This is a genomic window from Pantoea septica (genome assembly GCF_002095575.1).
In the GTDB taxonomy this organism is placed as follows: domain Bacteria; phylum Pseudomonadota; class Gammaproteobacteria; order Enterobacterales; family Enterobacteriaceae; genus Pantoea; species Pantoea septica.
In genome coordinates this window covers 94718-115947 of the sequence record NZ_MLJJ01000011.1, presented here as the reverse complement: position 1 = coordinate 115947, position 21230 = coordinate 94718, and the positions used below count along the sequence as shown (strand labels likewise).

Annotated in this window: 19 protein-coding genes, 1 tRNA gene, 1 other RNA gene and 1 pseudogene; 10 read left to right on the top strand and 12 right to left on the bottom strand. The window is 59.3% G+C overall.

Annotated features, from left to right (window positions below; genetic code table 11):
* Nucleotides 1-105: 105 nt before the first annotated feature.
* The 6 genes and pseudogenes from HA46_RS08360 to HA46_RS08335 all read right to left on the bottom strand — a co-directional run bounded on the left by HA46_RS08360 (nt 106) and on the right by HA46_RS08335 (nt 3651).
* Nucleotides 106-351, bottom strand: coding sequence for a hypothetical protein (locus HA46_RS08360; RefSeq protein WP_084883630.1), 246 nt, complete (start codon nt 349-351; stop codon nt 106-108).
* A gap of 16 nt (nt 352-367) precedes the next feature.
* Nucleotides 368-496: non-coding RNA, RtT sRNA (locus HA46_RS08355), on the bottom strand.
* 33 nt (nt 497-529) lie between these two features.
* Nucleotides 530-606, bottom strand: a tRNA-Pro gene (locus HA46_RS08350).
* Nucleotides 607-725: 119 nt separating this feature from the next.
* Nucleotides 726-2411 (bottom strand): annotated as a pseudogene (eptB, locus tag HA46_RS08345) (kdo(2)-lipid A phosphoethanolamine 7''-transferase); the annotation flags it as partial.
* A 258-nt stretch (nt 2412-2669) separates the two neighbouring features.
* Nucleotides 2670-3098 carry an organic hydroperoxide resistance protein gene (locus HA46_RS08340; protein ID WP_033754461.1) on the bottom strand — a complete coding sequence of 143 codons (429 nt, stop codon included), beginning with the start codon at nt 3096-3098 and terminating at the stop codon, nt 2670-2672.
* A gap of 88 nt (nt 3099-3186) precedes the next feature.
* The gene (locus HA46_RS08335) at nt 3187-3651 is read right to left on the bottom strand and encodes a MarR family winged helix-turn-helix transcriptional regulator (RefSeq protein ID WP_084883626.1); all 465 of its coding nucleotides are present in this window, start codon (nt 3649-3651) and stop codon (nt 3187-3189) included.
* 63 nt (nt 3652-3714) lie between these two features.
* Between HA46_RS08335 and HA46_RS08330 the strand changes: the two genes are divergently transcribed.
* Nucleotides 3715-4308, top strand: a complete 594-nt coding sequence (locus HA46_RS08330; protein ID WP_084883624.1) for an HD domain-containing protein — start codon at nt 3715-3717, stop codon at nt 4306-4308.
* Nucleotides 4309-4348: 40 nt separating this feature from the next.
* Here the strand turns inward: HA46_RS08330 and HA46_RS08325 are convergent, their stop codons facing one another.
* Nucleotides 4349-4642: an HTH-type transcriptional regulator gene (locus tag HA46_RS08325; RefSeq protein ID WP_033754453.1), complete on the bottom strand. Its 294-nt coding sequence runs from the start codon at nt 4640-4642 to the stop codon at nt 4349-4351.
* 525 nt (nt 4643-5167) lie between these two features.
* Here HA46_RS08325 and HA46_RS08320 point away from each other — a divergent pair.
* The gene (locus HA46_RS08320) at nt 5168-6769 is read left to right on the top strand and encodes a gamma-glutamyltransferase family protein (RefSeq protein ID WP_084883621.1); all 1602 of its coding nucleotides are present in this window, start codon (nt 5168-5170) and stop codon (nt 6767-6769) included.
* Between the two features lie 37 nt (nt 6770-6806).
* On the opposite strand, the gene metF is transcribed toward HA46_RS08320, so the two are convergent.
* The 3 genes from metF to metB form a co-directional block, all read right to left on the bottom strand.
* Entirely contained in the window at nt 6807-7703 is an 897-nt protein-coding gene (metF, locus tag HA46_RS08315) for a methylenetetrahydrofolate reductase (protein WP_084883619.1), read from the bottom strand.
* Nucleotides 7704-7914: 211 nt separating this feature from the next.
* The gene (locus tag HA46_RS08310; RefSeq protein ID WP_084883617.1) at nt 7915-10350 is read right to left on the bottom strand and encodes a bifunctional aspartate kinase/homoserine dehydrogenase II; all 2436 of its coding nucleotides are present in this window, start codon (nt 10348-10350) and stop codon (nt 7915-7917) included.
* Between the two features lie 2 nt (nt 10351-10352).
* On the bottom strand, nt 10353-11513 hold the full coding sequence (gene metB / locus HA46_RS08305) for a cystathionine gamma-synthase (RefSeq protein ID WP_033792828.1): 1161 nt from the start codon (nt 11511-11513) through the stop codon (nt 10353-10355).
* Nucleotides 11514-11778: 265 nt separating this feature from the next.
* Here metB and metJ point away from each other — a divergent pair, with 265 nt between their 5' ends.
* On the top strand, nt 11779-12096 hold the full coding sequence (metJ, locus tag HA46_RS08300; RefSeq protein WP_081137884.1) for a met regulon transcriptional regulator MetJ: 318 nt from the start codon (nt 11779-11781) through the stop codon (nt 12094-12096).
* Nucleotides 12097-12174: 78 nt separating this feature from the next.
* Here the strand turns inward: metJ and rpmE are convergent, their stop codons facing one another.
* A complete protein-coding gene (gene rpmE / locus HA46_RS08295) occupies nt 12175-12390 on the bottom strand; it encodes a 50S ribosomal protein L31 (RefSeq protein WP_084883614.1) in 216 nt (71 codons plus the stop codon).
* Between the two features lie 233 nt (nt 12391-12623).
* Between rpmE and priA the strand changes: the two genes are divergently transcribed.
* From priA to rraA, 6 genes are all read left to right on the top strand, one after another.
* On the top strand, nt 12624-14819 hold the full coding sequence (gene priA, locus HA46_RS08290; RefSeq protein ID WP_084883612.1) for a primosomal protein N': 2196 nt from the start codon (nt 12624-12626) through the stop codon (nt 14817-14819).
* Between the two features lie 145 nt (nt 14820-14964).
* The gene (gene cytR / locus HA46_RS08285; RefSeq protein ID WP_143807611.1) at nt 14965-15999 is read left to right on the top strand and encodes a DNA-binding transcriptional regulator CytR; all 1035 of its coding nucleotides are present in this window, start codon (nt 14965-14967) and stop codon (nt 15997-15999) included.
* A gap of 153 nt (nt 16000-16152) precedes the next feature.
* On the top strand, nt 16153-17052 hold the full coding sequence (gene ftsN, locus HA46_RS08280) for a cell division protein FtsN (protein ID WP_084883610.1): 900 nt from the start codon (nt 16153-16155) through the stop codon (nt 17050-17052).
* Nucleotides 17053-17142: 90 nt separating this feature from the next.
* Nucleotides 17143-17673 carry an ATP-dependent protease subunit HslV gene (hslV, locus tag HA46_RS08275; protein WP_071997483.1) on the top strand — a complete coding sequence of 177 codons (531 nt, stop codon included), beginning with the start codon at nt 17143-17145 and terminating at the stop codon, nt 17671-17673.
* A gap of 9 nt (nt 17674-17682) precedes the next feature.
* The gene (hslU, locus tag HA46_RS08270; RefSeq protein ID WP_033792837.1) at nt 17683-19014 is read left to right on the top strand and encodes an ATP-dependent protease ATPase subunit HslU; all 1332 of its coding nucleotides are present in this window, start codon (nt 17683-17685) and stop codon (nt 19012-19014) included.
* Nucleotides 19015-19174: 160 nt separating this feature from the next.
* Complete coding sequence (rraA, locus tag HA46_RS08265) at nt 19175-19660, top strand: ribonuclease E activity regulator RraA (protein WP_033754424.1); 486 nt, start codon at nt 19175-19177, stop codon at nt 19658-19660.
* Nucleotides 19661-19715: 55 nt separating this feature from the next.
* On the opposite strand, the gene zapB is transcribed toward rraA, so the two are convergent.
* Nucleotides 19716-19955 carry a cell division protein ZapB gene (gene zapB / locus HA46_RS08260; RefSeq protein ID WP_033754422.1) on the bottom strand — a complete coding sequence of 80 codons (240 nt, stop codon included), beginning with the start codon at nt 19953-19955 and terminating at the stop codon, nt 19716-19718.
* Between the two features lie 419 nt (nt 19956-20374).
* Between zapB and HA46_RS08255 the strand changes: the two genes are divergently transcribed.
* Nucleotides 20375-21223, top strand: coding sequence for an MIP/aquaporin family protein (locus tag HA46_RS08255; RefSeq protein WP_033754419.1), 849 nt, complete (start codon nt 20375-20377; stop codon nt 21221-21223).
* Nucleotides 21224-21230: the final 7 nt, after the last annotated feature.

The following is a 21230-nucleotide window of genomic DNA, read 5'->3' as shown; positions in this document are numbered from 1 at the left end:
TTTTTCGACACGCGCTGTTTACGCCTCATAAAACTTATGCGAATAACGAATATGGCCGCGCCCGTGTTTTATCAGATTACATATTCAGCCATTAAAAGAGTGACATTAAAACAGGTGCAAACAGGCTGCATTAAACATATTTTCAAACAGGCCGCGCCAGCGCTTAAACGCGGATGGCATGGACGGAAGAGCAAAGCGTCCTGCGACAAGGATGTCGCGGGCCGAGCGCGCAGGGATGCGGACAGCGACTTTGCGATCCGTCCATGCCATCCGCGTAAACACCTGCCCTACAGCGTCGTTTTTAAACAACAGTACCCTTTTCAACAGACGAAAAAAAAGCTGCTTTTTCAAGCAGGTTTCTTAAATCTGGTCGGTGAGAGAGGATGACGCTTGTCTTCGATAAGCGCCCTTCGGGCCGTTGCTGCGCAACGTTGTCTCGCTACGCTCGGCGCAAACCTCCTTCGGAGGTTCTCATCCTCTTTGCTACGGGCGAAAAAAAACCTGCTTTTTCAAGCAGGTTTCTTAAATCTGGTCGGTGAGAGAGGATTCGAACCTCCGACCCCTTCGTCCCGAACGAAGTGCGCTACCAGGCTGCGCCACTCACCGATGGGGGCGCATGTTACTGCGCCCGATTGTCAGCGTCAACCGCTTTTTAGCGGTTTAGCCGCGTTCGCCTGGAAAGCAGCCTGTCCGCCAAAATTCTGGTGCTTCTCAGTGACATCCCGCGCCTCGCTGTGCGACGAAACGGGCGCCTGGCACCAGTTATTCGCCGCTTTAATACCGCCGTTCGGCGAACGGTAGCCCAGACAACCCAGAATCGTATCGAACAGCTCAACGTGGCGATGCGTCTTCCCGACGCGCTGCTGCGCCTGCAGACGCTCGAAATTAGCGCGGTTATTGGCATCGGCCAGGTACTTATCCGACGCCCACACCATCATCGGCACGCGGAACTGCTCCGGCGGCGCCAGCTCGCGCGGCGTACCGTGCAGGTGCATATTCTCGCTGATCGACTCACCGTGGTCGGCGGCATAAAACACAATCGCTTTCTTATCGCGCAGCTGATCGAACACGCTGTCGAGCATGCTATCCACGTAAAGAATCGAGTTATCGTAGGCGTTAATCAGCTGCGCCTTGCTGCAGGTCTCATCGACACCCATACACTCCGGCTGATAGCGCGCGAAACTGCGCGGATAGCGCTGCGAATAGAGATAGTGCGAACCTTTGGTATGCAGCACCACCAGATGCTTGCCGTGCGGATAGCGATCCAGTGACGCCTTCAGCTCCGGCACCAGCAGCATATCGTCCACCGACTTGCCTGCGTTGCGCGGCTCCGAGCCAATCTGCTCGCGGAAGGCGAAATTATTGACCTCCGCATTATCGTAAAACCAGACCTCGCTCTGCATGGCGAACAGCTCGGACGAAAAGCCCAGCTCCTTCATCACGGCAAAAATATTCTTCTCTTTCAGCGTGCGTCCCGGACTGTCCTCGGTACCGCCTTCTCGCACGAACATACAGCGCAGCGACAGCTTGGTGGCGGTGTCGCACGACTCGCCGCGGAACGCCACCAGGTTCTTCTCTTTGGAAAGCTTCGGCGTGGTATCACGATCGTAGCCCAGCATGCCCATATGATCCCAGCGCGTGGTTTCGCCGATCACGAACACCACATAGGTATCGTCGATGCCCGGCGGCGCGACATAGGTAAACTTCTTCGCCGGGTCGAGCAGTTCCTGACTGTCCAGCGTCTCATCAATGCGCGTCCAGGCAAACAGCCCTACCGCTGCCAGCCAGTTTGACGGCAGATAAGAGTGCGCCACCACGCCGCCGTAGCTCGGCAGATCGATATTGGTGACCTCTTCATTGGCCTTTTGCAGCTTATCGAAATAGCGGATCGGCAGCCACACCAGCGCCACGCACAACAGCAACAACAGCGCAGGCTTCAGGCGCTGTCCCGGCGTGCGCAGCTGCTCCATCAGCGTCTGGCTGAGGTTGTTACGCCAAATCATCAGCAGCGGCAGCGCGCTGACGCCGACCATCCACAGCACGAAATGCAGGCCGACCACCTCTTTCGACAGGTCGACGTCGGTGGTCATTACCGAGGCGACGATGCCGTAGCCGATGACCACGTTAAAAAAGGCCATATAGTAGGCCGCGGCGACGGAAATCAGTACCAGCAGCGTCGCGAGGACGCGATAGAGCCGCTTGCCGCCCAGCGACAGCAGACGCATCAGGAAAAAAGTCAGCACGACGATAGCCATCACTTCCGTGAAAGCCGTTAGCCAGTTGGTGGGGGTGGATTTGGTAAGAAAGCCGTCAAAACGACGGTAAAAAATCGGCAAATTCAGCAGGATGCCGATGTATAACGCCAGCAGCAGCGACAGCTTTTGCTGAGTTATGGTCTTAATATAATTCATCTTAAAGGGTTTTCCCGGGACTTAAGCACGATGTTGAACGCTATTGTGACTATCGCAACGCGGAAGAGTTCGCTTGATTAGCGCAGAGACATGACGATTGTCAGGCGAACAGGAAGAATCTGAACGGGATCGGACGGCTCTTTCACGAGGCTGCACAGTAGAACATAAAATAACCAGGCTGACCAGAAAAGACGGCGGCGAACAGGCGCCAGAAAAGCGGGGAAAATGAAAGCGGGCCCGCTGCCGGGCCCGTAAAAATTAGCGAATGATGTTCAGCGTCACGTCGATGTTATTGCGCGTGGCGTTAGAGTACGGACAAACGATATGCGCGGCGTCAACCAGCTTCTGCGCTTCCGCCTCGTCCATCTCCGGCAGGTGAATATTCAGTTTGGCTTCGATGCCGAAGCCGTTCGGAATCGGGCCGATGCCGACTTCGCCTTCAATCCATGCGTCTTTCGGCATCGCGATTTTATCGCGGCCCGCTACAAACTTCATCGCGCCGAGGAAACAGGCGGAATAGCCGGCAGCGAACAACTGCTCAGGGTTGGTGACTTCGCCGCCGGCGCCGCCCATCTCTTTCGGCACGCCCAGCTTCACGTCCAGCACGCCGTCAGAAGAGGTTGCACGACCATCACGGCCGCCGGTTGCTTTGGCTTTTGCGGTATAAACAACTTTCTCTAAAGACATAACTTCCTCTCTGTATAAACGATTTAATCGTACGCGATTAATATAAGTGTAGCAGGTGTTTCAGCGGGCGCGGGCGCCCGCTATATCTTCAGCGCGACCGGTTAAGATTGTCGCGCAGTAAATCAAGCTCGTTCTTCAGCCCCAGCAGCGTCTCTTCATCGCAGGCCGTGGCGCACTGCACCGACTCCGGAATGGCGCTCGCCTGGCTTTGCAGCTCGCGGCCCTGCTCCGTCAGCGTCACCACCACCTGACGCTCATCCTGACGCGAACGCTGGCGGTTAATCAGCCCGGCGCTCTCCAGCCGCTTCAGCAGCGGCGTCAGCGTGGCGGAGTCGAGAAACAGCTGCTCCCCGATCTCTGAGACGGTGAGATCGTCCTGCGCCCACAGCACCAGCATCACCAGATATTGCGGATAGGTGAGATCGAGCTGCGACAGCAGTTGCCGATAGACTTTATTCATCGCCAGGTTGGCGGAATAGAGCGCGAAGCAGAGCTGTTGATTGACCAACAGTGGCGCTGGCTTCGCTTTTTTGTCATTTTGGTTACTGTTCATGGCAGTAAATATAAATAGCGCGCTAGATAATTGCAAGCAACTTTTTATCAAGAGGGCTTTCGCATGCTGGAATCTCTGGAAGAGCAGGCGCGACGCTATGCGACACGCGCTCATGCTGAAGCCGGTCAACGGCGCAAATATACCGACGAGCCTTACATCGTTCATCCCGCCGCCGTTGTGGAGCTGGTGCGCAGCGTCAGCGCCGACGACGCCCTGCTGGCGGCCGCCTGGCTGCACGATACCGTAGAGGATACCGACACCACGCTGGCGGACATTGAATCGCACTTCGGTTCGCGCGTGGCGCAGCTGGTAGGAATGCTGACCGACAGCGCCCAGCCGCAGGCGAAAAACCGCGCCGCGCGCAAGCTGGCGCACTTTCGCCATACTGCCGAGGCCTCCCCCGAGGCGCAAACCGTTAAGCTGGCCGATATTATCGATAATACGCGCGCCATCGTGCGTTTCGATCCCCACTTCGCTCGCATCTATCTGGTGGAGAAGCGCGTTCAGATTCAACTGCTGAAGCAGGGCGACGTCCAGCTATGGCAACAGGCCAGCGCCATTATCGAGCAGGGGATCGCGCAGCTCGGCCAACCGCCCTACAGCGTGCCGGAAAGCTGGTTCGTTAAACAGGCGGCGAAATATAGCGGGCTGAGCTAAAAAAAAACCCGCCGCTGGCGGGTTATCTTTTTTCTTGTTTTTAATCCAGTAACTGCCGTCCGAGATAGGGATTGGCATGCAGCAATTTCATCAGTTTCTGCGCCGTCGCGGAAGGACGTGTACGGCGCGCTTCCCAGCTTTTTACCGAGGAGACGCTGACGCCCATCACTTTGGCAAATTCATCTACTTTCATTCCGGTTAACTCACGCAGGCGCTGCGGCTCTGGCATGGCGGGCTGAAGCTGAATTTCGGTTGTGGCAGGTGTTGCATCACGTGTCAGCACAATCTGCTCAAGGCTGCTGAGCAATTCAAAAACAGGATCTTTTACTTCCATAGAGAACTCCTTAAAACTCACTATGAATCACGTGAAAGTAGAGGTAAAAACCAAATGGTTCACACACCGATCTTTGCAGGCTGTATCCCGCAAGGGTTTATGGTTATTGTTAGTGAAACCCCTACGGGACACAGCCTGATGCCCACTGCCTGACAAGTTTGTCAGAGCAATGCGCCATCTCGCCGGGATTCTAAGTATGGATAGAGACCTGACGATTTGCTGCGTGAATATCGATTATTTTTTTATCTGAACTTGTCCTTTTCGCTATAAGCAAAACAAGCCATTGATCACAAAAGGCAAACCCACCGCGCTTCGCTTAAAAAAAACGCAAAAATTGCAAAAAATGCGCACCGTTTACACTGCTACTGTAAATCTTTCTGTCTAAAAATAAGGCAAAAATCGCGCCAGAATGCAAAGCCCGTGATTTTTTCTTATTTCATCTCTTCGCTGTCCTGCGACAGGATAGACACTGCACCACCTCGGCGCATCGTTATGGCGCAGCTGCACTCTGCTAAGGAACGGGAAATGCATTCTGAGTTCGATTTTCACGCCAGCTACGCGTCGCATCGCGTGCCGGTGATGGGCCGCAACGCGGTGGCCACTTCTCAGCCGCTGGCGTCACAGGCGGGTCTGCGTATGCTGCTGCAGGGCGGCAACGCGGTGGACGCGGCGATCGCCACCGCCATGGCGCTGACGGTGCTGGAGCCGACCGGCAACGGCATCGGCAGCGACGCCTTCGCCATCATCTGGGACGGCAATCAGCTGCATGGTTTGAACGCGTCGGGCCGCGCGCCCGCCGCCTGGCATCCCGAGCGCTTCGTCGGCCGCAGCCGCATGCCGGAGATCGGCTGGGAAGCGGTCACCGTGCCGGGCGCGGTATCAGCCTGGGCGGCGCTGGCGCAGCGCTTCGGCACGCTGCCGCTGACCACGCTGGCGCAGCCTGCCATCGACTACGCGCGCAACGGTTTTCCGGTCTCACCGCTGATCGCCGAACTCTGGCAGCGCGGTTTCGACAAGCTCCAGCATCAGCCCGGCTTTTGCGCATGTTTTGCGCCCGACGGCAGGCCGCCGCGCGCTGGCGAACTGTTTCGCAATCCGGCACAGGCCGACACGCTGCAAAAGATCGCCGAAAGCAACGGAGAGAGTTTTTATCGCGGCGAGCTGGCGCAAAAGATGGTCGCCTTCGCCCGCCAGCACAACGCCGCGCTGACGCTGGACGATCTCGACAGACATCGCGCCGACTGGGTCAGCGTGCTGTCGCAGCCGTTTGCCGGCGGATCGGTGCAGGAGTTGCCGCCCAACGGCCAGGGGATCGCCACGCTGATTGCGCTGGGCATTCTCGAGCAGCTCGATATCGGCCGCTATGCGCCCGACTCCGTTCCCTGGCTGCACCTCTCTATTGAGGCGATGAAGCTGGCGCTGGTGGATCTGGCCCGTTACGTCAGCGATGAAGATCATCTTGAGTTTCCGGCGCAGCGGCTGCTGAGCGAGAGCTATCTGCGTCAGCGCGCGGCGCTGATCGATCCTCAACGCGCGGGCGACTTCGTCTTCGGCGCCCCCCAGCAGAGCGGCACCGTCTATCTCAGCACCGCCGATGCCAGCGGCATGATGGTCTCTTTTATTCAGTCGAACTTTATGGGCTTTGGCTCCGGCGTGGTGGTGCCTGGCACCGGCATCAGTTTGCAAAACCGCGGCGCGGGCTTCTCGCTCGATCCTGCGCATCCCAACGTCGTGGCGGGCGGCAAGCGTCCTTTCCATACGATTATCCCGGCTTTCGCGCTCGACCCGCAGGGCGCGCCGCTCATGTCATTCGGCGTCATGGGCGGGCCGATGCAGGCGCAAGGCCACCTGCAGCTGGCGCTGCGCATTATGCTGCACAAACAGAATCCGCAGGCGGCAATCGACGCGCCGCGCTGGCGCGTGGAGCAGGGTCGTCACGTGGTGTTCGAATCCTCGCTTGAGCGCAATACGCTGGCGGCGCTGCGTCGGTTGGGACATCAGGTGACGCTGGAGGATCCGCTGCAGGGCTATAACTTCGGCGGCGCGCAGGCAATCGTTCGTGACCCGCAAGGATTCTATATCGCGGCGACAGAGAGCAGGAAGGATGGTCAGGCGGTGGTGTTTTAGCGATACAGGAGGCAGCGGCGCTGCCCCGTCACGCTGTTCAGGCGGCCAGTACCGGTCGTACGCCCAGCGTATGGCAAATGGCGTAGCTCATTTCTGCGCGGTTTAGCGTATAGAAGTGGAAATCCTTCACCCCTTCGCGCGACAGAATTTTCACCATATCCATGGCGATATTGGCGCCGACCATTTTGCGCGTCTCAGGGTCATCGTCCAGCCCCTCGAACATCGCGTTCATCCAGCCCGGCACGCGCACGTTGGTCATATTGGCGAAGCGCGTTAGCTGTTTAAAGTTCGACACCGGCAGAATGCCCGGCACGATCTCGACGTCGATGCCGGCGGCGACGCAGCGGTCGCGAAAACGCAGGTAGCTCTCGACATCGAAAAAGAACTGGGTGATCGCGCGGCTGGCGCCCGCATCGATTTTACGCTTCAGGTTGATGAGATCGGCCTGCGCGCTTTTCGCCTCAGGATGCACTTCCGGGTAGGCGGCCACCGAGATATCAAAATCTCCGACCTCTTTCAGCAGCGACACTAGATCGCAGGCGTACATATCAGGTTTGCCGCCGTTCGCCGGCAAATCGCCGCGCAGCGCCACAATATGGCGAATGCCGTTGTTCCAGTAATCTTCCGCAATCGCGCGCAGCTCGTCGCGCGAGGCGTCGATGCAGGTCAGGTGCGGTGCGGCTTCAAGGCCGGTGCGATCTTTAATGCCTTTAATAATGCTGTGGGTGCGGTCGCGTTCACCGGAGTTGGCGCCGTAGGTGACGGAGACGAATTTCGGCTTCAGGCTGCTGAGACGATCGATTGAGTGCCACAGGGTCTCTTCCATTTCGCTGGTGCGAGGCGGAAAAAACTCGAATGAGACATTAATTTGCCCGTTCAGCTCCGCCAGGCTCTGATTCAGCGCTTCGCGCTGGTTGGCATGAAAGAAACTCATCCTGCTTACCTCATCAAACACGTCGGGTTAATTTGCGGCCTGCGAACATCCATACGTTTAGACGTCCAGATGCACAAAATGAACCAATCTCAGGGAGTCGTCAACTGAAAAGTGATAAAGCGGCGTGACAAATATTCAAACAGCGTGAGGGAAATTCATACGGATGAAAAGCGGCATTGAGCGCCTGCCACCGGGGCAGGCGCGCAAAAGATTACAGCAGTTGAGCAAGCCGATGAATATCGGACTGAATTGCGCCAGCGGTGACGTCGCGTCCCGCGCCAGGTCCGCGGATCACCAGCGGATTGTCGCGATACCAGCGGCTTTCAATCGCAAAGACGTTATCGCACGGCAGCAGCGACGCCAGCGGATGCTCCGGCCGCACCGCTTCGACGCCGACGCGCGCTTTGCCGCTGGCGTCGAAACGCGCCACGTAGCGCAGCACCAGCCCCATCTCCAGGGCCGCTTCCAGCCGCTGCAGCATCTGTTCGTTAAGCGCTTCGCCATGCTCGAAGAAATCGTCTATCGAGCCCGCCTCGCAGCCGGTCGGCACCAGCGACTCGACGCGCACCTGGTCAGGCTCAATGTTGTAGCCCGCCTCGCGCGCGAGGATCACCAGCTTGCGCTTCACGTCCTGACCTGACAGATCTACGCGCGGATCTGGTTCGGTCAGGCCCTGCTGCCACGCCTGGTCCACCAGCTCGGTAAAGGGCACCGTGCCGTCGAACTGCAGGAACAGCCAGGAGAGCGTGCCGGAGAAGATGCCGCTGATGGCTAAAATCGTGTCGCCGCTGTCGCGCAGATCGCGCACCGTGTGGTTAATCGGCAAACCGGCGCCGACCGTGGCGTTATAGAGCCAGTGTCGCCCGGTTTTGGTAAAGGCGTCGCGGATCTGCCGCCAGGTCTGGCTGTCGGACGCCCCGGCGACTTTATTCGCGCTGATGACGTGGAAGCCGTGGCTGGCGAAATCGAGATACTGCTGCGCCAGCGGCGTGCTGGCGGTGACGTCAAGCACCACCAGATCGTCGAACGGATGCGCGCGCATCCAAAGGAACAGCGACTCTTCGTCGCGCTCCTCCGCCTCGTCATCGAAGAAGGCAAGCGCGCGGCTGGCGTCAAGGCCCTCATAGCTCAGCAGACTGCGTCGACTGTCCGCCACGCCCGCCAGAACATATTCAAAGCCGGTGCGCGCCGACAGTGCTTCCTGCTCGCGCGCAAACAGTTCCAGCCAGCGCGAGCCAATATTGCCTTTGCCGAACAGCATCAGGCCGATGCGCTTTTCGGCGCGAAACAGCGACTGATGCAGCCCCTGCACCAGCGACTGCGTCGGCCCGACGCGCAGCACCGCCACCAGGCTGATGTGATCTTCCGACTGCCAGACGAACTCGACCGGCTGGTCCTGAATCTCCTGCCAGAAACGGTGGCTGTGCAACGGATTGCGCGTGACGCCCGCGCCGACCAGCGCCACCAGCGCCAGCCCTTCGCGCAGCTGCAGATGAGCGGGCAGGCCCGCATCCTGCAGCAGCTGGAACACGCTGTTGACGACTTCGGCGGTATAGCAGAGCTGCAGCAGCTGGCGATCCGGGTGCACGCCGGTCGCCAGCGGACGCAGCTGCGCCCGCTTGAGGTAGAGCTCGACCTCTTTATGCAGCGCCGCGAAATCGTGCCGATCCGGCACCTGGACCTCAATCAGGCAAACATCGTCATGGCTGGTGACGATGCGTGCGCCGGTGCCGGACGCCAGCACGCGCTCAATGCGCGTCGAGCCCTGCTCCGGCTGATAGCTGCAGCGCAGTTGCAAATCGATATCGCTGCCGGAAACCGGCTGCAGCGTGCGCGTATGCAGCACCGGCGCGGCGAGGCGCGCCAGCTCGCTCGCTTCGTCGAGGCGCAGCAGCGGCAGCAGGCAGGCGTCGGAAACTTTGCGCGGATCGGCGCTGTAAACCCCGGCGACGTCGCTCCAGATGGTGACGCGGCCGACGCCCGCCAGCGCGCCAATCTGCGTGGCGGAGTAGTCGGAGCCGTTGCGCCCCAGCAGCACGGTCTCGCCCGCATCGTTGCGGCTAATAAAGCCGGTCACCACGATACGCTGGTGCGGATGCTGCGCCAGCAGCGTTTGCAGCAGCGGCCAGGATTTGCCTTCGTCGACCTGCGGCTGCGCGGCGCGCTCCGCCCGCAGGAAGTCGCGCGCGTCGAGCCAGCAGGCGTCGATCTCGCGCTGGCTCAGCACCGCCGCCATCAGCCGCGCCGACCACACTTCGCCGTGGCCGACCACTTCGGCGTAAACCGCGTCGCTGATGGCGCCGTCGAGCAGCGCGGCGAGCTTTTCCAGATCGCGAATAAAATTCGCCATGAGCGGCTCGGCATATTCAGCCGGCAGCAGTCCGGCGATCAGCTCGCTGTGATAACGCCGTAAAGCCTGTTGCACCTGATGCGCGGCCAGGCGATCGCTCTGGCTGAGCTTTAGCCAGCTAATCAGCTGGTTAGTCGTAGAGCCAGCCGCCGATACCACCATCAAATCGCCCGGCAGACTGTAGTCCGCCATGATGCTGGCGACGCGCTGGTAACAGCGCGCATCCGCCAGGCTGCTACCGCCAAATTTGTGCAACTGCTTACTGTTCGGCGTTGCCGCGCCGGCTGAAATCGTCATTTTTAACCCTCGGATGCCGTCCGGAACGCATTATCCAGATCGGCGATTAAATCTTCATGATCCTCAATGCCCACCGAGACGCGTAGCAGCGTCTCGGAAATGCCCGCCGCCGCACGCGCCTCCGCCGACATGCCGGCGTGCGTCATGGTTGCCGTGTGGGAAATCAGGCTTTCTACGCCGCCGAGCGATTCCGCCAGCGTAAACAGCTGCAGCGCCTTGAGAAAACGACGCAGCAAGGCTTCGTCGCCGTCCAGCTCGAAACTCAGCATCGCGCCGAAGCCGCGCTGTTGACGCGCCGCGAATTCGTGTCCGGCGTTTTCCGGCAGCGAAGGATGATACAGCTTTTTCACCAGCGGTTGCTGTTGCAGATAGCTCACAATCGCCAGCGCGTTGCGCTGCGCCGCCGCCATACGCGGCGACAGCGTGCGCAGACCGCGCAGCAGCAGATAGCTGTCGAAAGCCGCGCCGGTGACGCCGATGTTATTTGCCCACCACGCCAGTTCAGTCACCTGCGCCGGATCTTTTGCAATCACCGCGCCCGCCACCACGTCAGAGTGGCCGTTGAGATATTTGGTGCAGGAGTGGATCACCAGGTCTGCCCCCAGCGCCAGCGGATTTTGCAGCGCCGGGCTGAGGAACGTATTGTCGACCACGCTGACGGCGCCTGCGTCGCGCGCCGCCTCGCAGATGGCGGCGATGTCCACCACGCGCAGCAGCGGATTGCTTGGGCTCTCCACCAGCACCAGCTTCGGTTTTTCCGCCAGCGCCGCATCCAGCGCCGCGCGATCGCCCTGATCGACGAACTTCACGCGGTAAGCGCCGCGCTTCGCCATGCTGTCGAACAGGCGATAGCTGCCGCCATAGCAGTCGTGCGGGGCGACAAGCAGATCGCCCGGCTTCAGGAACACCGTCGTCACCAGGTGGATCGCCGACATGCCGGTATTGGTCAGCACCGCGCCCGCCCCGCCCTCTAGCTCCGCCAGCGCGCGCTGCACCACGTCGCGCGTCGGGTTGCCGCGACGCGAATAGTCATGCGCGCGCGGTTCGTTAAAATCGAGGAAGTTATAGGTGCTGGAGAGGTGAATCGGCGGGACAACGCAGCCATATTGCTCGTCATCATTCAAACCGCTGCGGACTGCGATGGTTGCCTGTTTACGCGTCATGGTGCTTTTTGTTCCTGAAGAGAGTAATAAAGAGGCATCAGAATAACATTCCACAATTGGACGTCAATACATCTGGACATCTAAATGTCTTTGCGTATAGATTGAGCAGAATGCTATAACCCGTTAAAATTACCCCTCATTGCCTGCGTTTTGCGTCCGCTTTTGCGGCCAGGATGAAGAAACCCCGCAGTTCAAGAGGTCAGGCACGGTAAAATCGGGCATAATCCACGGATTTCCCACTTTCAACTTTTGATTAAGGTAACCCATGGCTGAATGGAACGGCGAATATATCAGCCCCTACGCTGAACACGGTAAGAAGAGTGAGCAGGTTAAAAAGATCACTGTCTCTATCCCGTTGAGCGTGCTGAAAATTTTAACGGATGAGCGCACTCGTCGTCAGGTGAACAACCTGCGTCACGCCACAAACAGCGAACTGCTGTGTGAAGCCTTTTTACACGCCTTTACTGGACAACCGCTGCCAGACGACGTTGACTTGCGTAAAGAACGCAGCGATGAGATCCCAGAAGAAGCGAAAAAAATCATGCGCGAGATGGGCATTGATCCCGATACATGGGAATACTGATTCGCAGATATAAAAAAACCCAGCCTTGGCTGGGTTTTTTCTTGCCGTCGAACCAGAAAGTTCGAATGCCGTTTAATCTTATTTTTTCGCGCCTGGCACGCTGAAACGCTTGTTAAAGCGGTCAACACGGCCACCGGTTGCAACTTCACGCTGCTTACCAGTGTAGAACGGGTGGCATTTACCACAGACGTCCAGGTTCATGTCGTGAGACATAGTAGAGCGAGTGTGAATCACGTTACCGCAGGTGCAGGTGATGGTCACAGCTTCGTATTTCGGGTGAATACCTTGTTTCATGGGAGAACCTCATAAAAGGCCGTGTCGCTCTCCGTGCCAGGCTAAAAACCTGCACAGCACCACACGCGGTTGAACATTAATGTTTAAGCTCTGGCGAGACCTTTCTCACCAAAGGCGGCATACTATACAGAAAATAACCGCTTTTAGCAAATCTTCTGCAAGATACCCGCTGGTCGCGCCAGCGTGTACACTAGGCGTCCCGCTATGAATCGTTGAACCGGAAAGAGATCGCCATGCCCGTCGTTCAGGTTGCCCTGCCCGTTCCGCTACCCCGTCTGTTTGACTATCTGCCGCCGCACGGCCCGCAGCCGGTGCTGGGCGGACGCGTCAGCGTGCCGTTCGGCAACCGGAAGATGGTCGGCGTGGTGGTGGGTTTCCGCGAACAGAGCGATCTGCCGGAGGCGCAGCTCAAGCGCGTCGCCGACGTGCTGGACAATGAATCCCTCTATCCGCCTTCGCTATGGCGTCTGCTCAACTGGGCGGCGGGCTACTACCATTCGCCTTTGGGCGAGGTGCTGAGCCACGCGCTGCCGGTGCTGCTGCGCCAGGGCAAGCCGGCACAGGACGCGCCGCTGTGGCAATGGATCATCACCGAGCAGGGCCAGGCGACCGCGCCGGAGAGCCTGAAGCGCGCGCCGAAACAGCAGCAGGCGCTGGCGGCGTTGCGTAATCAGCCGCTCTATCGTCATCAGGTCGCCGAGCAGGATCTTACCGAAACCGCCTTTCAGGCGCTGCGTGCGAAAGGCTTGTGCGACCTGCGCGAACACCAGCCGCAGCGGCTGGACTGGCGCACGCGCTACGCCGTCAAAGGCGAGCGCCTGCGGCTCAATACCGATCAGGCGATGGCGGTCGGCGCTATCCGCAGCGAAGATGAGCACTACGCCGCCTGGCTGCTGGCCGGCATCACCGGCTCCGGCAAAACCGAAGTCTATCTTAGCGTGCTGGAAAATGTGCTGGCGCGCGGCAAGCAGGCGCTGGTGCTGGTGCCGGAGATCGGCCTGACGCCGCAGACCATCGCCCGCTTCCGCGAGCGCTTCGACGCGCCGGTTGACGTGCTGCACTCTGCGCTCAACGACAGCGAGCGCCTTGCCGTCTGGCTGCGCGCACGCCAGGGCGAAAACGCCATTATCATCGGCACGCGGTCGGCGCTGTTTACGCCGCTGGCGCGTCCGGGCGTGATCATTATCGACGAAGAGCACGACAGCTCTTATAAACAGCAGGAAGGCTGGCGCTATCAGGCGCGCGACCTGGCGGTATTCCGCGCGCGCGAAGAGGATATCCCGATCGTAATGGGCTCGGCGACGCCCGCGCTGGAGACGCTGCACAACGTGCGCAGCGGCAAATATCGCCAGCTCGACCTGACGAAACGCGCCGGCAATGCGAAACCGGCCCTGCAGCAGCTGGTTGATCTGAAAGGGCAGCAGCTTACTGGCGGGCTGGCACCCGCGCTGATCGGCAAAATGCGCCAGCATCTTCAGGCGGATAATCAGGTGCTGCTGTTTCTCAACCGCCGCGGCTATTCGCCCGCGCTGCTCTGCCACGATTGCGGCTGGATTGCGGAGTGTCAGCGTTGCGAACGCTACTATACCCTGCACCAGCAGCAGCGCCAGCTACGCTGCCACCACTGCGACAGCCAGCGTCCGCTGCCCAATCAGTGCCCGCAGTGCGGCTCGACGCATCTGCTGCCGGTCGGCGTCGGCACGGAGCAGCTGGAGCAGCAGCTCGGCACCCTCTTCCCCGGCGTGCCGATATCGCGCATCGACCGCGACACGACCAGCCGTAAAGGCGCGCTGGAGCAGCATCTTGCCGACGTGCATCGCGGCGGCGCGCGCATCCTGGTGGGTACGCAGATGCTGGCGAAAGGGCACCATTTCCCGGACGTGACGCTGGTGTCGCTGCTGGACGTCGACGGCGCGCTTTTTTCCGCCGACTTCCGCGCCGCCGAGCGCTTCGCGCAGCTTTACACGCAGGTTGCGGGCCGCGCCGGCCGCGCCGGCAAACAGGGTGAAGTGCTGTTGCAGACCCACCATCCGGAACATCCGCTGTTGCAGACGCTGCTGCACCAGGGCTATTTCGCCTTCGCTCAGCAGACGCTGCTGGAACGCCAGTCGGTCATGCTGCCGCCCTGGACCAGCCACGCGCTGTTTCGCGCCGAGGATCACGACAACCAGCAGGCCGCCGAATTCTTGCGGCAGCTGCGCAATCTGATCGATGCCAGCCCGCTGAAGGATACCGCCATGTGGCTGATGGGCCCGGTGCCAGCGCTGCAGCCAAAGCGCGGCGGACGCTGGCGCTGGCAGCTGCTGGTGCAGCACCCCTCGCGTAAGCGGCTGCAGCAGCTGCTCGACGGCTCGCTGCCGCTGATCGCGACCCTGCCCGCCGCGCGCAAAGTCAAATGGACGCTTGATATCGACCCGACCGAAAGCTGAGCCTGCGAGCCAGATCGAAAAAAGTCGCACAAGTCACAATTTTTATGCAAATTAAGTAACAAACCAGCCGCGCAATCGTTAACATTGTGAGCGGCGTGGCTTTTTTCGGCCACAACTATCCTTTGAATGCGTCAGGAGTAGAGTGTTGGAGCAGAACCCTCAAGCGCCCGCCACCATGAAAGATGTGGCTGAAAAGGCGGGCGTATCCACCGCCACCGTCTCACGCGCGCTGATGAATCCTGAAAAAGTGTCGGCGGCGACGCGGCAAAAAGTCGAACAGGCGGTAATCGCCGTCGGCTATGCGTCGCACGGCCTGACGCGCAACGCCCGCCGCGGCGACACGCAGACTATCCTGGTGATCGTCCCCGATATCTGCGATCCCTTCTTTAGCGAAATTATTCGCGGCGTCGAAGTGACGGCGGCGCAGGAAGGCTATCTGGTGCTGATTGGCGACTGCGCGCACCAGAATCAGCAGGAGAAAACCTTTCTTGATCTGCTGCTGACGCGTCAGATCGACGGCATGGTGCTGCTCGGCTCGCAGATCCCGTTCGATCCCGTTCACGATGAGCAGCGCAATCTGCCGCCGATGGTGATGGCGAATGAGTTCGCCCCGGAGATGGCGCTGCCTACCGTGCATATCGACAACCTGACGGCCGCTTTCGAGGCGGTCAATCACCTGCTGCAGCTGGGCCATCGCCAGATCGCCTGCATCGCCGGGCCGGAAGCGATGCCGCTGTGCCAGTACCGCACCCAGGGCTATATCCAGGCGCTGCGCCGCAGCAATCTCACCGTCGATCCTACCTATATCGTACGCGGCGACTTCAGCTTCGAAGCGGGCGCGCAGGCGCTGAAACAGCTGATGGCGCTGCCGCAGCCGCCGCGCGCGCTCTTCTGTCACAGCGATATGCTGGCGCTCGGCGCGATGAATCAGGCTAAACGCCTCGGCCTGCGCGTGCCTCAGGACCTTTCGATTGTCGGCTTCGACGATATCGAGCTCTCGCGCTACTGCGAACCGCCGCTCACCACCGTGACGCAGCCGCGCTATCAGATTGGGCGCGAAGCGATGCTGCTGCTGCTGGATGAGCTGCAGGGCAAGCGCGTGAATAACGGTTCGCGTCTGCTGGACGCCGAACTCACCGTGCGCGGCAGCACGGCGCCTGAGAAGAAGCGCGAGAAATAGCCGCTATTTTAGGTTATTTTCAGGAGATTCTTAAGGCGAACACTGCTGGTCAAAGTTCCAACCCTTAAGTAACATGGCGGACTCCTTGCCGGGCGATCTTTTCAGGCGTTTTCGCCCCATTGGCACGATTTTTTGAAGGGTATCAGAACGAGAGTGGCACAGAGAGATTACGTAGGCCGCGGGCGTTCAACAGGGACGCGTCGCAAAAAAAGCAGCACCAGCCGTGGAAAGAAAAGCAAAGGCGGTTCAGGTGTTTCCAAACTCATGATAGGGCTGGCCGTCGCGGTGCTGGTGACCTTTGCCGGTGGTTTATGGTTCCTTGCGCATCATAAAAAAGAAGATGTGCCGGTGATCCCGGATCATAAAGCCAACGGCAACGGCCTGCCGCCGAAGCCTGAAGAGCGCTGGAAATATATTAAAGAGCTGGAGAACCGTCAGGTGACGGTGCCGACGCCGACCGAACCTTCGGCGGGCGGCGAGGTCCAGTCGCACACGCAGCTCACCGACGAACAGCGCCAGCTGCTGGAGCAGATGCAGGCGGATATGCGCCAGTCGCCGACGCAGCTGAATGAAGTGCCGTGGAACGAACAGACGCCGGCGCAGCGTCAGCAGACCCTGCAGCGCCAGCAGCAGCTTCAGATGCAGTCGCGTCAGCAGCAGCAGGCGACGCAAAGCGCGCCGGCGCGTCAGCAGACCACGCATCAGTCTCAGCCGCAGCCGAGCGCGCGTCTTGCGCCGCAGCCGCGCCAGACGCAGCAGCCTGCGCCCGTCACGCGCGAACCTGCGCAGGAGACGGCGAAGAAAGCGGCAGAAAAACCGGCCTCTTCGCAGCGCTGGATGGTGCAGTGCGGTTCGTTCAAAGGCACCGACCAGGCGGAATCGGTGCGCGCCGGTCTGGCGTTCGAAGGTTTCGAAAGCCGCATTACCACCGGCGGCGGCTGGAATCGCGTGGTGATAGGTCCACTGAAGGATCGCAGCACCGCCGACAGTACGCTGAAGCGGCTGCGCGGCAATGGCCATTCAAACTGTATTCCGCTCGCCGTCGGGGGTTGAAACCCGCCAAAGCCGCCCCATATCTGGTTGCATGATGCGCCGCGCCTTGCCGCGCGGCGCTTTTTTTCTACTGCAACAAGGGGTCTGCCCGTGACAACAATAGTAAGCGTACGACGCAACGGACGAGTCGTTATCGGCGGTGATGGCCAGGCAACTCTCGGCAATACCGTGATGAAAGGCAACGTGAAAAAAGTGCGTCGTCTTTACAACGATAAGGTAATTGCCGGTTTCGCTGGCGGCACTGCAGATGCCTTCACGCTCTTTGAACTCTTCGAACGGAAACTGGAAATGCATCAGGGTCACCTGGTGAAAGCCGCCGTCGAGCTGGCGAAAGACTGGCGTACCGACCGTATGCTGCGCCGTCTTGAAGCGCTGCTGGCGGTCGCCGATGAAAACGCTTCGCTGATCATCAGCGGCAACGGCGACGTTATCCAGCCCGAAAACGATCTCATCGCCATTGGTTCCGGTGGCCCCTTCGCTCAGGCGGCGGCGCGTGCGCTGCTGGAGAATACCGAGCTGGGCGCGCATGACATCGTCGCGAAATCCTTAGATATCGCAGGCGACATCTGCATCTACACCAACCACAATGTTAACTTCGAAGAACTGCCGTCCAGGGCGTAAGGATTAAAGATGTCTGAGATGACTCCCCGCGAAATCGTCAGCGAACTGAATCGCTTTATCATCGGCCAGGACGGCGCAAAAAAAGCTGTCGCCATTGCGCTGCGCAACCGCTGGCGTCGTATGCAGCTCGACGAAGAGCTGCGCCACGAGGTGACGCCGAAAAACATTCTGATGATCGGCCCGACCGGCGTCGGTAAAACCGAAATCGCCCGTCGCCTGGCGAAACTCGCCAACGCGCCGTTCATCAAGGTAGAGGCGACCAAATTCACCGAAGTGGGCTACGTCGGTAAAGAAGTCGACTCGATCATTCGCGACCTGACCGACGCCGCCGTGAAAATGGTGCGCAGCCAGGCGATCGAAAAGAACAAATACCGTGCCGAAGAGATGGCGGAAGAGCGCATCCTCGACGTGCTGATCCCGCCCGCCAAGAACAACTGGGGCCAGCCGGAGCAGAGCAGCGAGCCTTCCGCCGCGCGCCAGTCGTTCCGCAAGAAGCTGCGCGAAGGCCAGCTGGACGATAAAGAGATTGAGATCGACCTCGCAGCCGCGCCGGCTGGCGTAGAGATCATGGCGCCTCCAGGCATGGAAGAGATGACCAATCAGCTTCAGTCGATGTTCCAGAATCTGGGCGGCCAGAAGCAGAAGCCGCGCAAGCTGAAAATCAAAGACGCGATGAAGCTGCTGATTGAAGAAGAAGCGGCCAAGCTGGTCAATCCGGAAGAGCTGAAGCAGGATGCGATCGAAGCGGTAGAGCAGCACGGCATCGTGTTTATCGACGAGATCGACAAAATCTGTAAGCGTGGCCAGTCGTCCGGTCCGGACGTGTCGCGCGAAGGCGTACAGCGCGATCTGCTGCCGCTGGTGGAAGGCTGCACCGTGTCGACCAAGCACGGCATGGTGAAAACCGATCATATTCTGTTTATTGCCTCAGGCGCGTTCCAGGTCGCCAGCCCGTCGGATCTGATCCCGGAACTGCAGGGCCGCCTGCCGATCCGCGTCGAGCTGCAGGCGCTGACCGTGAACGATTTCGAGCGCATTCTCACCGAGCCGAACGCCTCTGTGACCGTGCAGTACAAAGCGCTGATGGGCACCGAAGGAGTTAACGTCGAGTTCACCGAGGACGGTATTCGCCGCATCGCCGAAGCGGCATGGCAGGTCAACGAAACCACCGAGAATATCGGCGCGCGCCGTCTGCATACCGTGCTGGAGCGTCTGATGGAAGATATCTCCTATGACGCCAGCGATCGCCACGGCGACTCCATCACCATCGACGCGGAGTATGTCAGCAAGCATCTGGATGAGCTGGTGGCGGACGAAGATCTCAGCCGCTTTATCCTGTAATTTCATTTTTCTATGCGCTTGCGCAAAGCCCGGCCACTGAGCCGGGCTTTTTTTTTCTGCATGCTGCTGATGCAGCAACTTTTTTTCCGCTGATGATTTTGCCAACAATCCGCAACTGGCGGTATACTTACCGCTCCTGTGGCAAACAGATGAACCCATCATGAAATACGATACCTCTGAACTCTGCGACATCTACCATGAAGAAGTGAACGTTGTTGAACCGCTTTTTTCAAACTTTGGTGGCCGCACCTCATTTGGTGGTCAGATAACCACAGTGAAATGTTTCGAAGACAACGGCCTGCTCTACGATCTGCTGGAAGAGAACGGCCGGGGCCGCGTGCTGGTGATTGACGGCGGTGGTTCGGTGCGTCGCGCGCTGGTGGATGCGCAGCTGGCGCGTCTGGCGGTGGAAAGCGAATGGGAAGGCTTAGTGGTTTACGGCTCCGTGCGTCAGGTGGATGACCTGGAGGAGCTGGAGATCGGCATTCAGGCGATTGCCGCTGTGCCGGCGGGCGCGGCGGGCGAAGGCATTGGCGAGAGCGACGTGCGCGTTAACTTCGGCGGCGTCACCTTCTTTTCCGGCGACCATCTCTACGCCGACAATACCGGCATAATCCTCTCTGAAGATCCGCTCGATATCGAGTAACGCCGAAAACGAAAACGGGAGCGATGCGCTCCCGTTTTTCATTCTAATGAGGCGCTTACACCTCTTCCATTTTTCCCAGCAGCGCACGCAGGCGATCCTGCCACAGATGCTGCTCTTCCTTTAGCTGCTGATTTTCACGCACCAGCGAGTCATGATTGCCCGCTGCCTGTTGCGCTTCGTTTTTCAGCGCGTTGTTCTGCTCTTTCAGCTCTTCGATTTCCATCTGCAGCAGGGTGATGGTATCAATCGCCTGCTGTACTTTCGCTTCCAGTTTCTCGAATACTTCAAATGACATCTTTCTGACCTCTCCTAAATTCTCGCAGGGCGTTGATGATGCCAGCCTTAGCGCGTGACGCCCTGTATCAGCCAGGCCAGCAACAATGTTTCCGATTGTATGTAGCCTGATAGCGCAAGTCCAGCGACGCGGGCACTGCGGGCGCAGTCTGTAACACTTTTCGGCTTATACCTGGCCCCTTGCCGCTGCGCGCGGTTGCTGCGAAAAGCGAGGCGGCTAGAAAGTTGAAATGATGTTTCATGAAAGTGAAAAGGCGCGAAAACGCGCATTTTTTTGACTCAGCACACAGATTTAGATTTCGCTATTTCTCGTTTATGCTCGTTAACGATAAATTTACACCAGCCCTACAAGAGAGCTGGGTGACTCATGGATTGAGAACAAAAACTGATAAAATTTAACCTCGCTTCAGGAATACCATTATGAGCCAGACATCGAACACGCTGAAAGGGCAGTGCATCGCCGAATTTATCGGAACCGGCTTGATTATCTTCTTTGGCGCAGGCTGCGTAGCCGCGCTGAAAGTCGCCGGCGCCGCCTTCGGGCAATGGGAAATCTGTATTATCTGGGGACTCGCCGTCTCCATGGCTGTCTACCTTACCGCCGGCGTATCTGGCGCCCATCTTAACCCTGCCGTCACGGTGGCGCTCTGTCTGTTCGCCAACTTTGAAGGTCGCAAGGTGGTGCCTTATATCCTGGCGCAGGTCGCTGGCGCGTTCTGCGCTGCCGCGCTGGTATACGGTCTCTATTACAATCTGTTTTTCGATTACGAGCAAAGCCATCAGATGGTGCGCGGCACGGTTCAGAGTCTGGATCTGGCCGGCATCTTCTCTACCTATCCTAACCCGCACATCAGCGTAGGGCAGGCGTTCCTGGTTGAAATGGTGATCACGGCGGTACTGATGGCGGTGATTATGGCGCTGACCGACGATGGCAACGGCGTACCGCGTGGTCCGCTGGCACCGCTGTTGATCGGCCTGCTGGTTGCCGTTATCGGCGGCGCAATGGGTCCGCTGACCGGCTTCGCCCTGAACCCGGCGCGCGATTTCGGACCGAAGCTGTTCGCCTTCTTTGCGGGTTGGGGTAACGTGGCCTTCACGGGCGGTAAAGATATCCCCTACTTCCTGGTACCGATCTTTGGCCCGTTAGTGGGAGCCTGTCTGGGCGCCTTTGGCTATCGCGCGCTGATTGGCCGCCACCTGCCTGGCGCCGTACTGGCCAGCAGCAAAACAGAAAAACCGGTCGCACGCGCTGAGCAGCGTAAAGCGTAAGTTTCAC

Excerpts from the sequence above, each read along its gene's own strand:
- priA (WP_084883612.1), top strand. The coding sequence starts at position 12,624 with ATGCCCGTCGTTCAGGTTGCCCTGCCCGTTCCGCTACCCCGTCTGTTT.
- HA46_RS08340 (WP_033754461.1), bottom strand. The coding sequence starts at position 3,098 with ATGTCTTTAGAGAAAGTTGTTTATACCGCAAAAGCCAAAGCAACCGGC.
- HA46_RS08330 (WP_084883624.1), top strand. The coding sequence starts at position 3,715 with ATGCTGGAATCTCTGGAAGAGCAGGCGCGACGCTATGCGACACGCGCT.
- rpmE (WP_084883614.1), bottom strand. The coding sequence starts at position 12,390 with ATGAAACAAGGTATTCACCCGAAATACGAAGCTGTGACCATCACCTGC.
- metF (WP_084883619.1), bottom strand. The coding sequence starts at position 7,703 with ATGAGTTTCTTTCATGCCAACCAGCGCGAAGCGCTGAATCAGAGCCTG.
- metB (WP_033792828.1), bottom strand. The coding sequence starts at position 11,513 with ATGACGCGTAAACAGGCAACCATCGCAGTCCGCAGCGGTTTGAATGAT.
- zapB (WP_033754422.1), bottom strand. The coding sequence starts at position 19,955 with ATGTCATTTGAAGTATTCGAGAAACTGGAAGCGAAAGTACAGCAGGCG.
- hslU (WP_033792837.1), top strand. The coding sequence starts at position 17,683 with ATGTCTGAGATGACTCCCCGCGAAATCGTCAGCGAACTGAATCGCTTT.
- HA46_RS08335 (WP_084883626.1), bottom strand. The coding sequence starts at position 3,651 with ATGAACAGTAACCAAAATGACAAAAAAGCGAAGCCAGCGCCACTGTTG.
- HA46_RS08325 (WP_033754453.1), bottom strand. The coding sequence starts at position 4,642 with ATGGAAGTAAAAGATCCTGTTTTTGAATTGCTCAGCAGCCTTGAGCAG.
- metJ (WP_081137884.1), top strand. The coding sequence starts at position 11,779 with ATGGCTGAATGGAACGGCGAATATATCAGCCCCTACGCTGAACACGGT.
- HA46_RS08255 (WP_033754419.1), top strand. The coding sequence starts at position 20,375 with ATGAGCCAGACATCGAACACGCTGAAAGGGCAGTGCATCGCCGAATTT.
- HA46_RS08320 (WP_084883621.1), top strand. The coding sequence starts at position 5,168 with ATGCATTCTGAGTTCGATTTTCACGCCAGCTACGCGTCGCATCGCGTG.
- HA46_RS08310 (WP_084883617.1), bottom strand. The coding sequence starts at position 10,350 with ATGACGATTTCAGCCGGCGCGGCAACGCCGAACAGTAAGCAGTTGCAC.
- rraA (WP_033754424.1), top strand. The coding sequence starts at position 19,175 with ATGAAATACGATACCTCTGAACTCTGCGACATCTACCATGAAGAAGTG.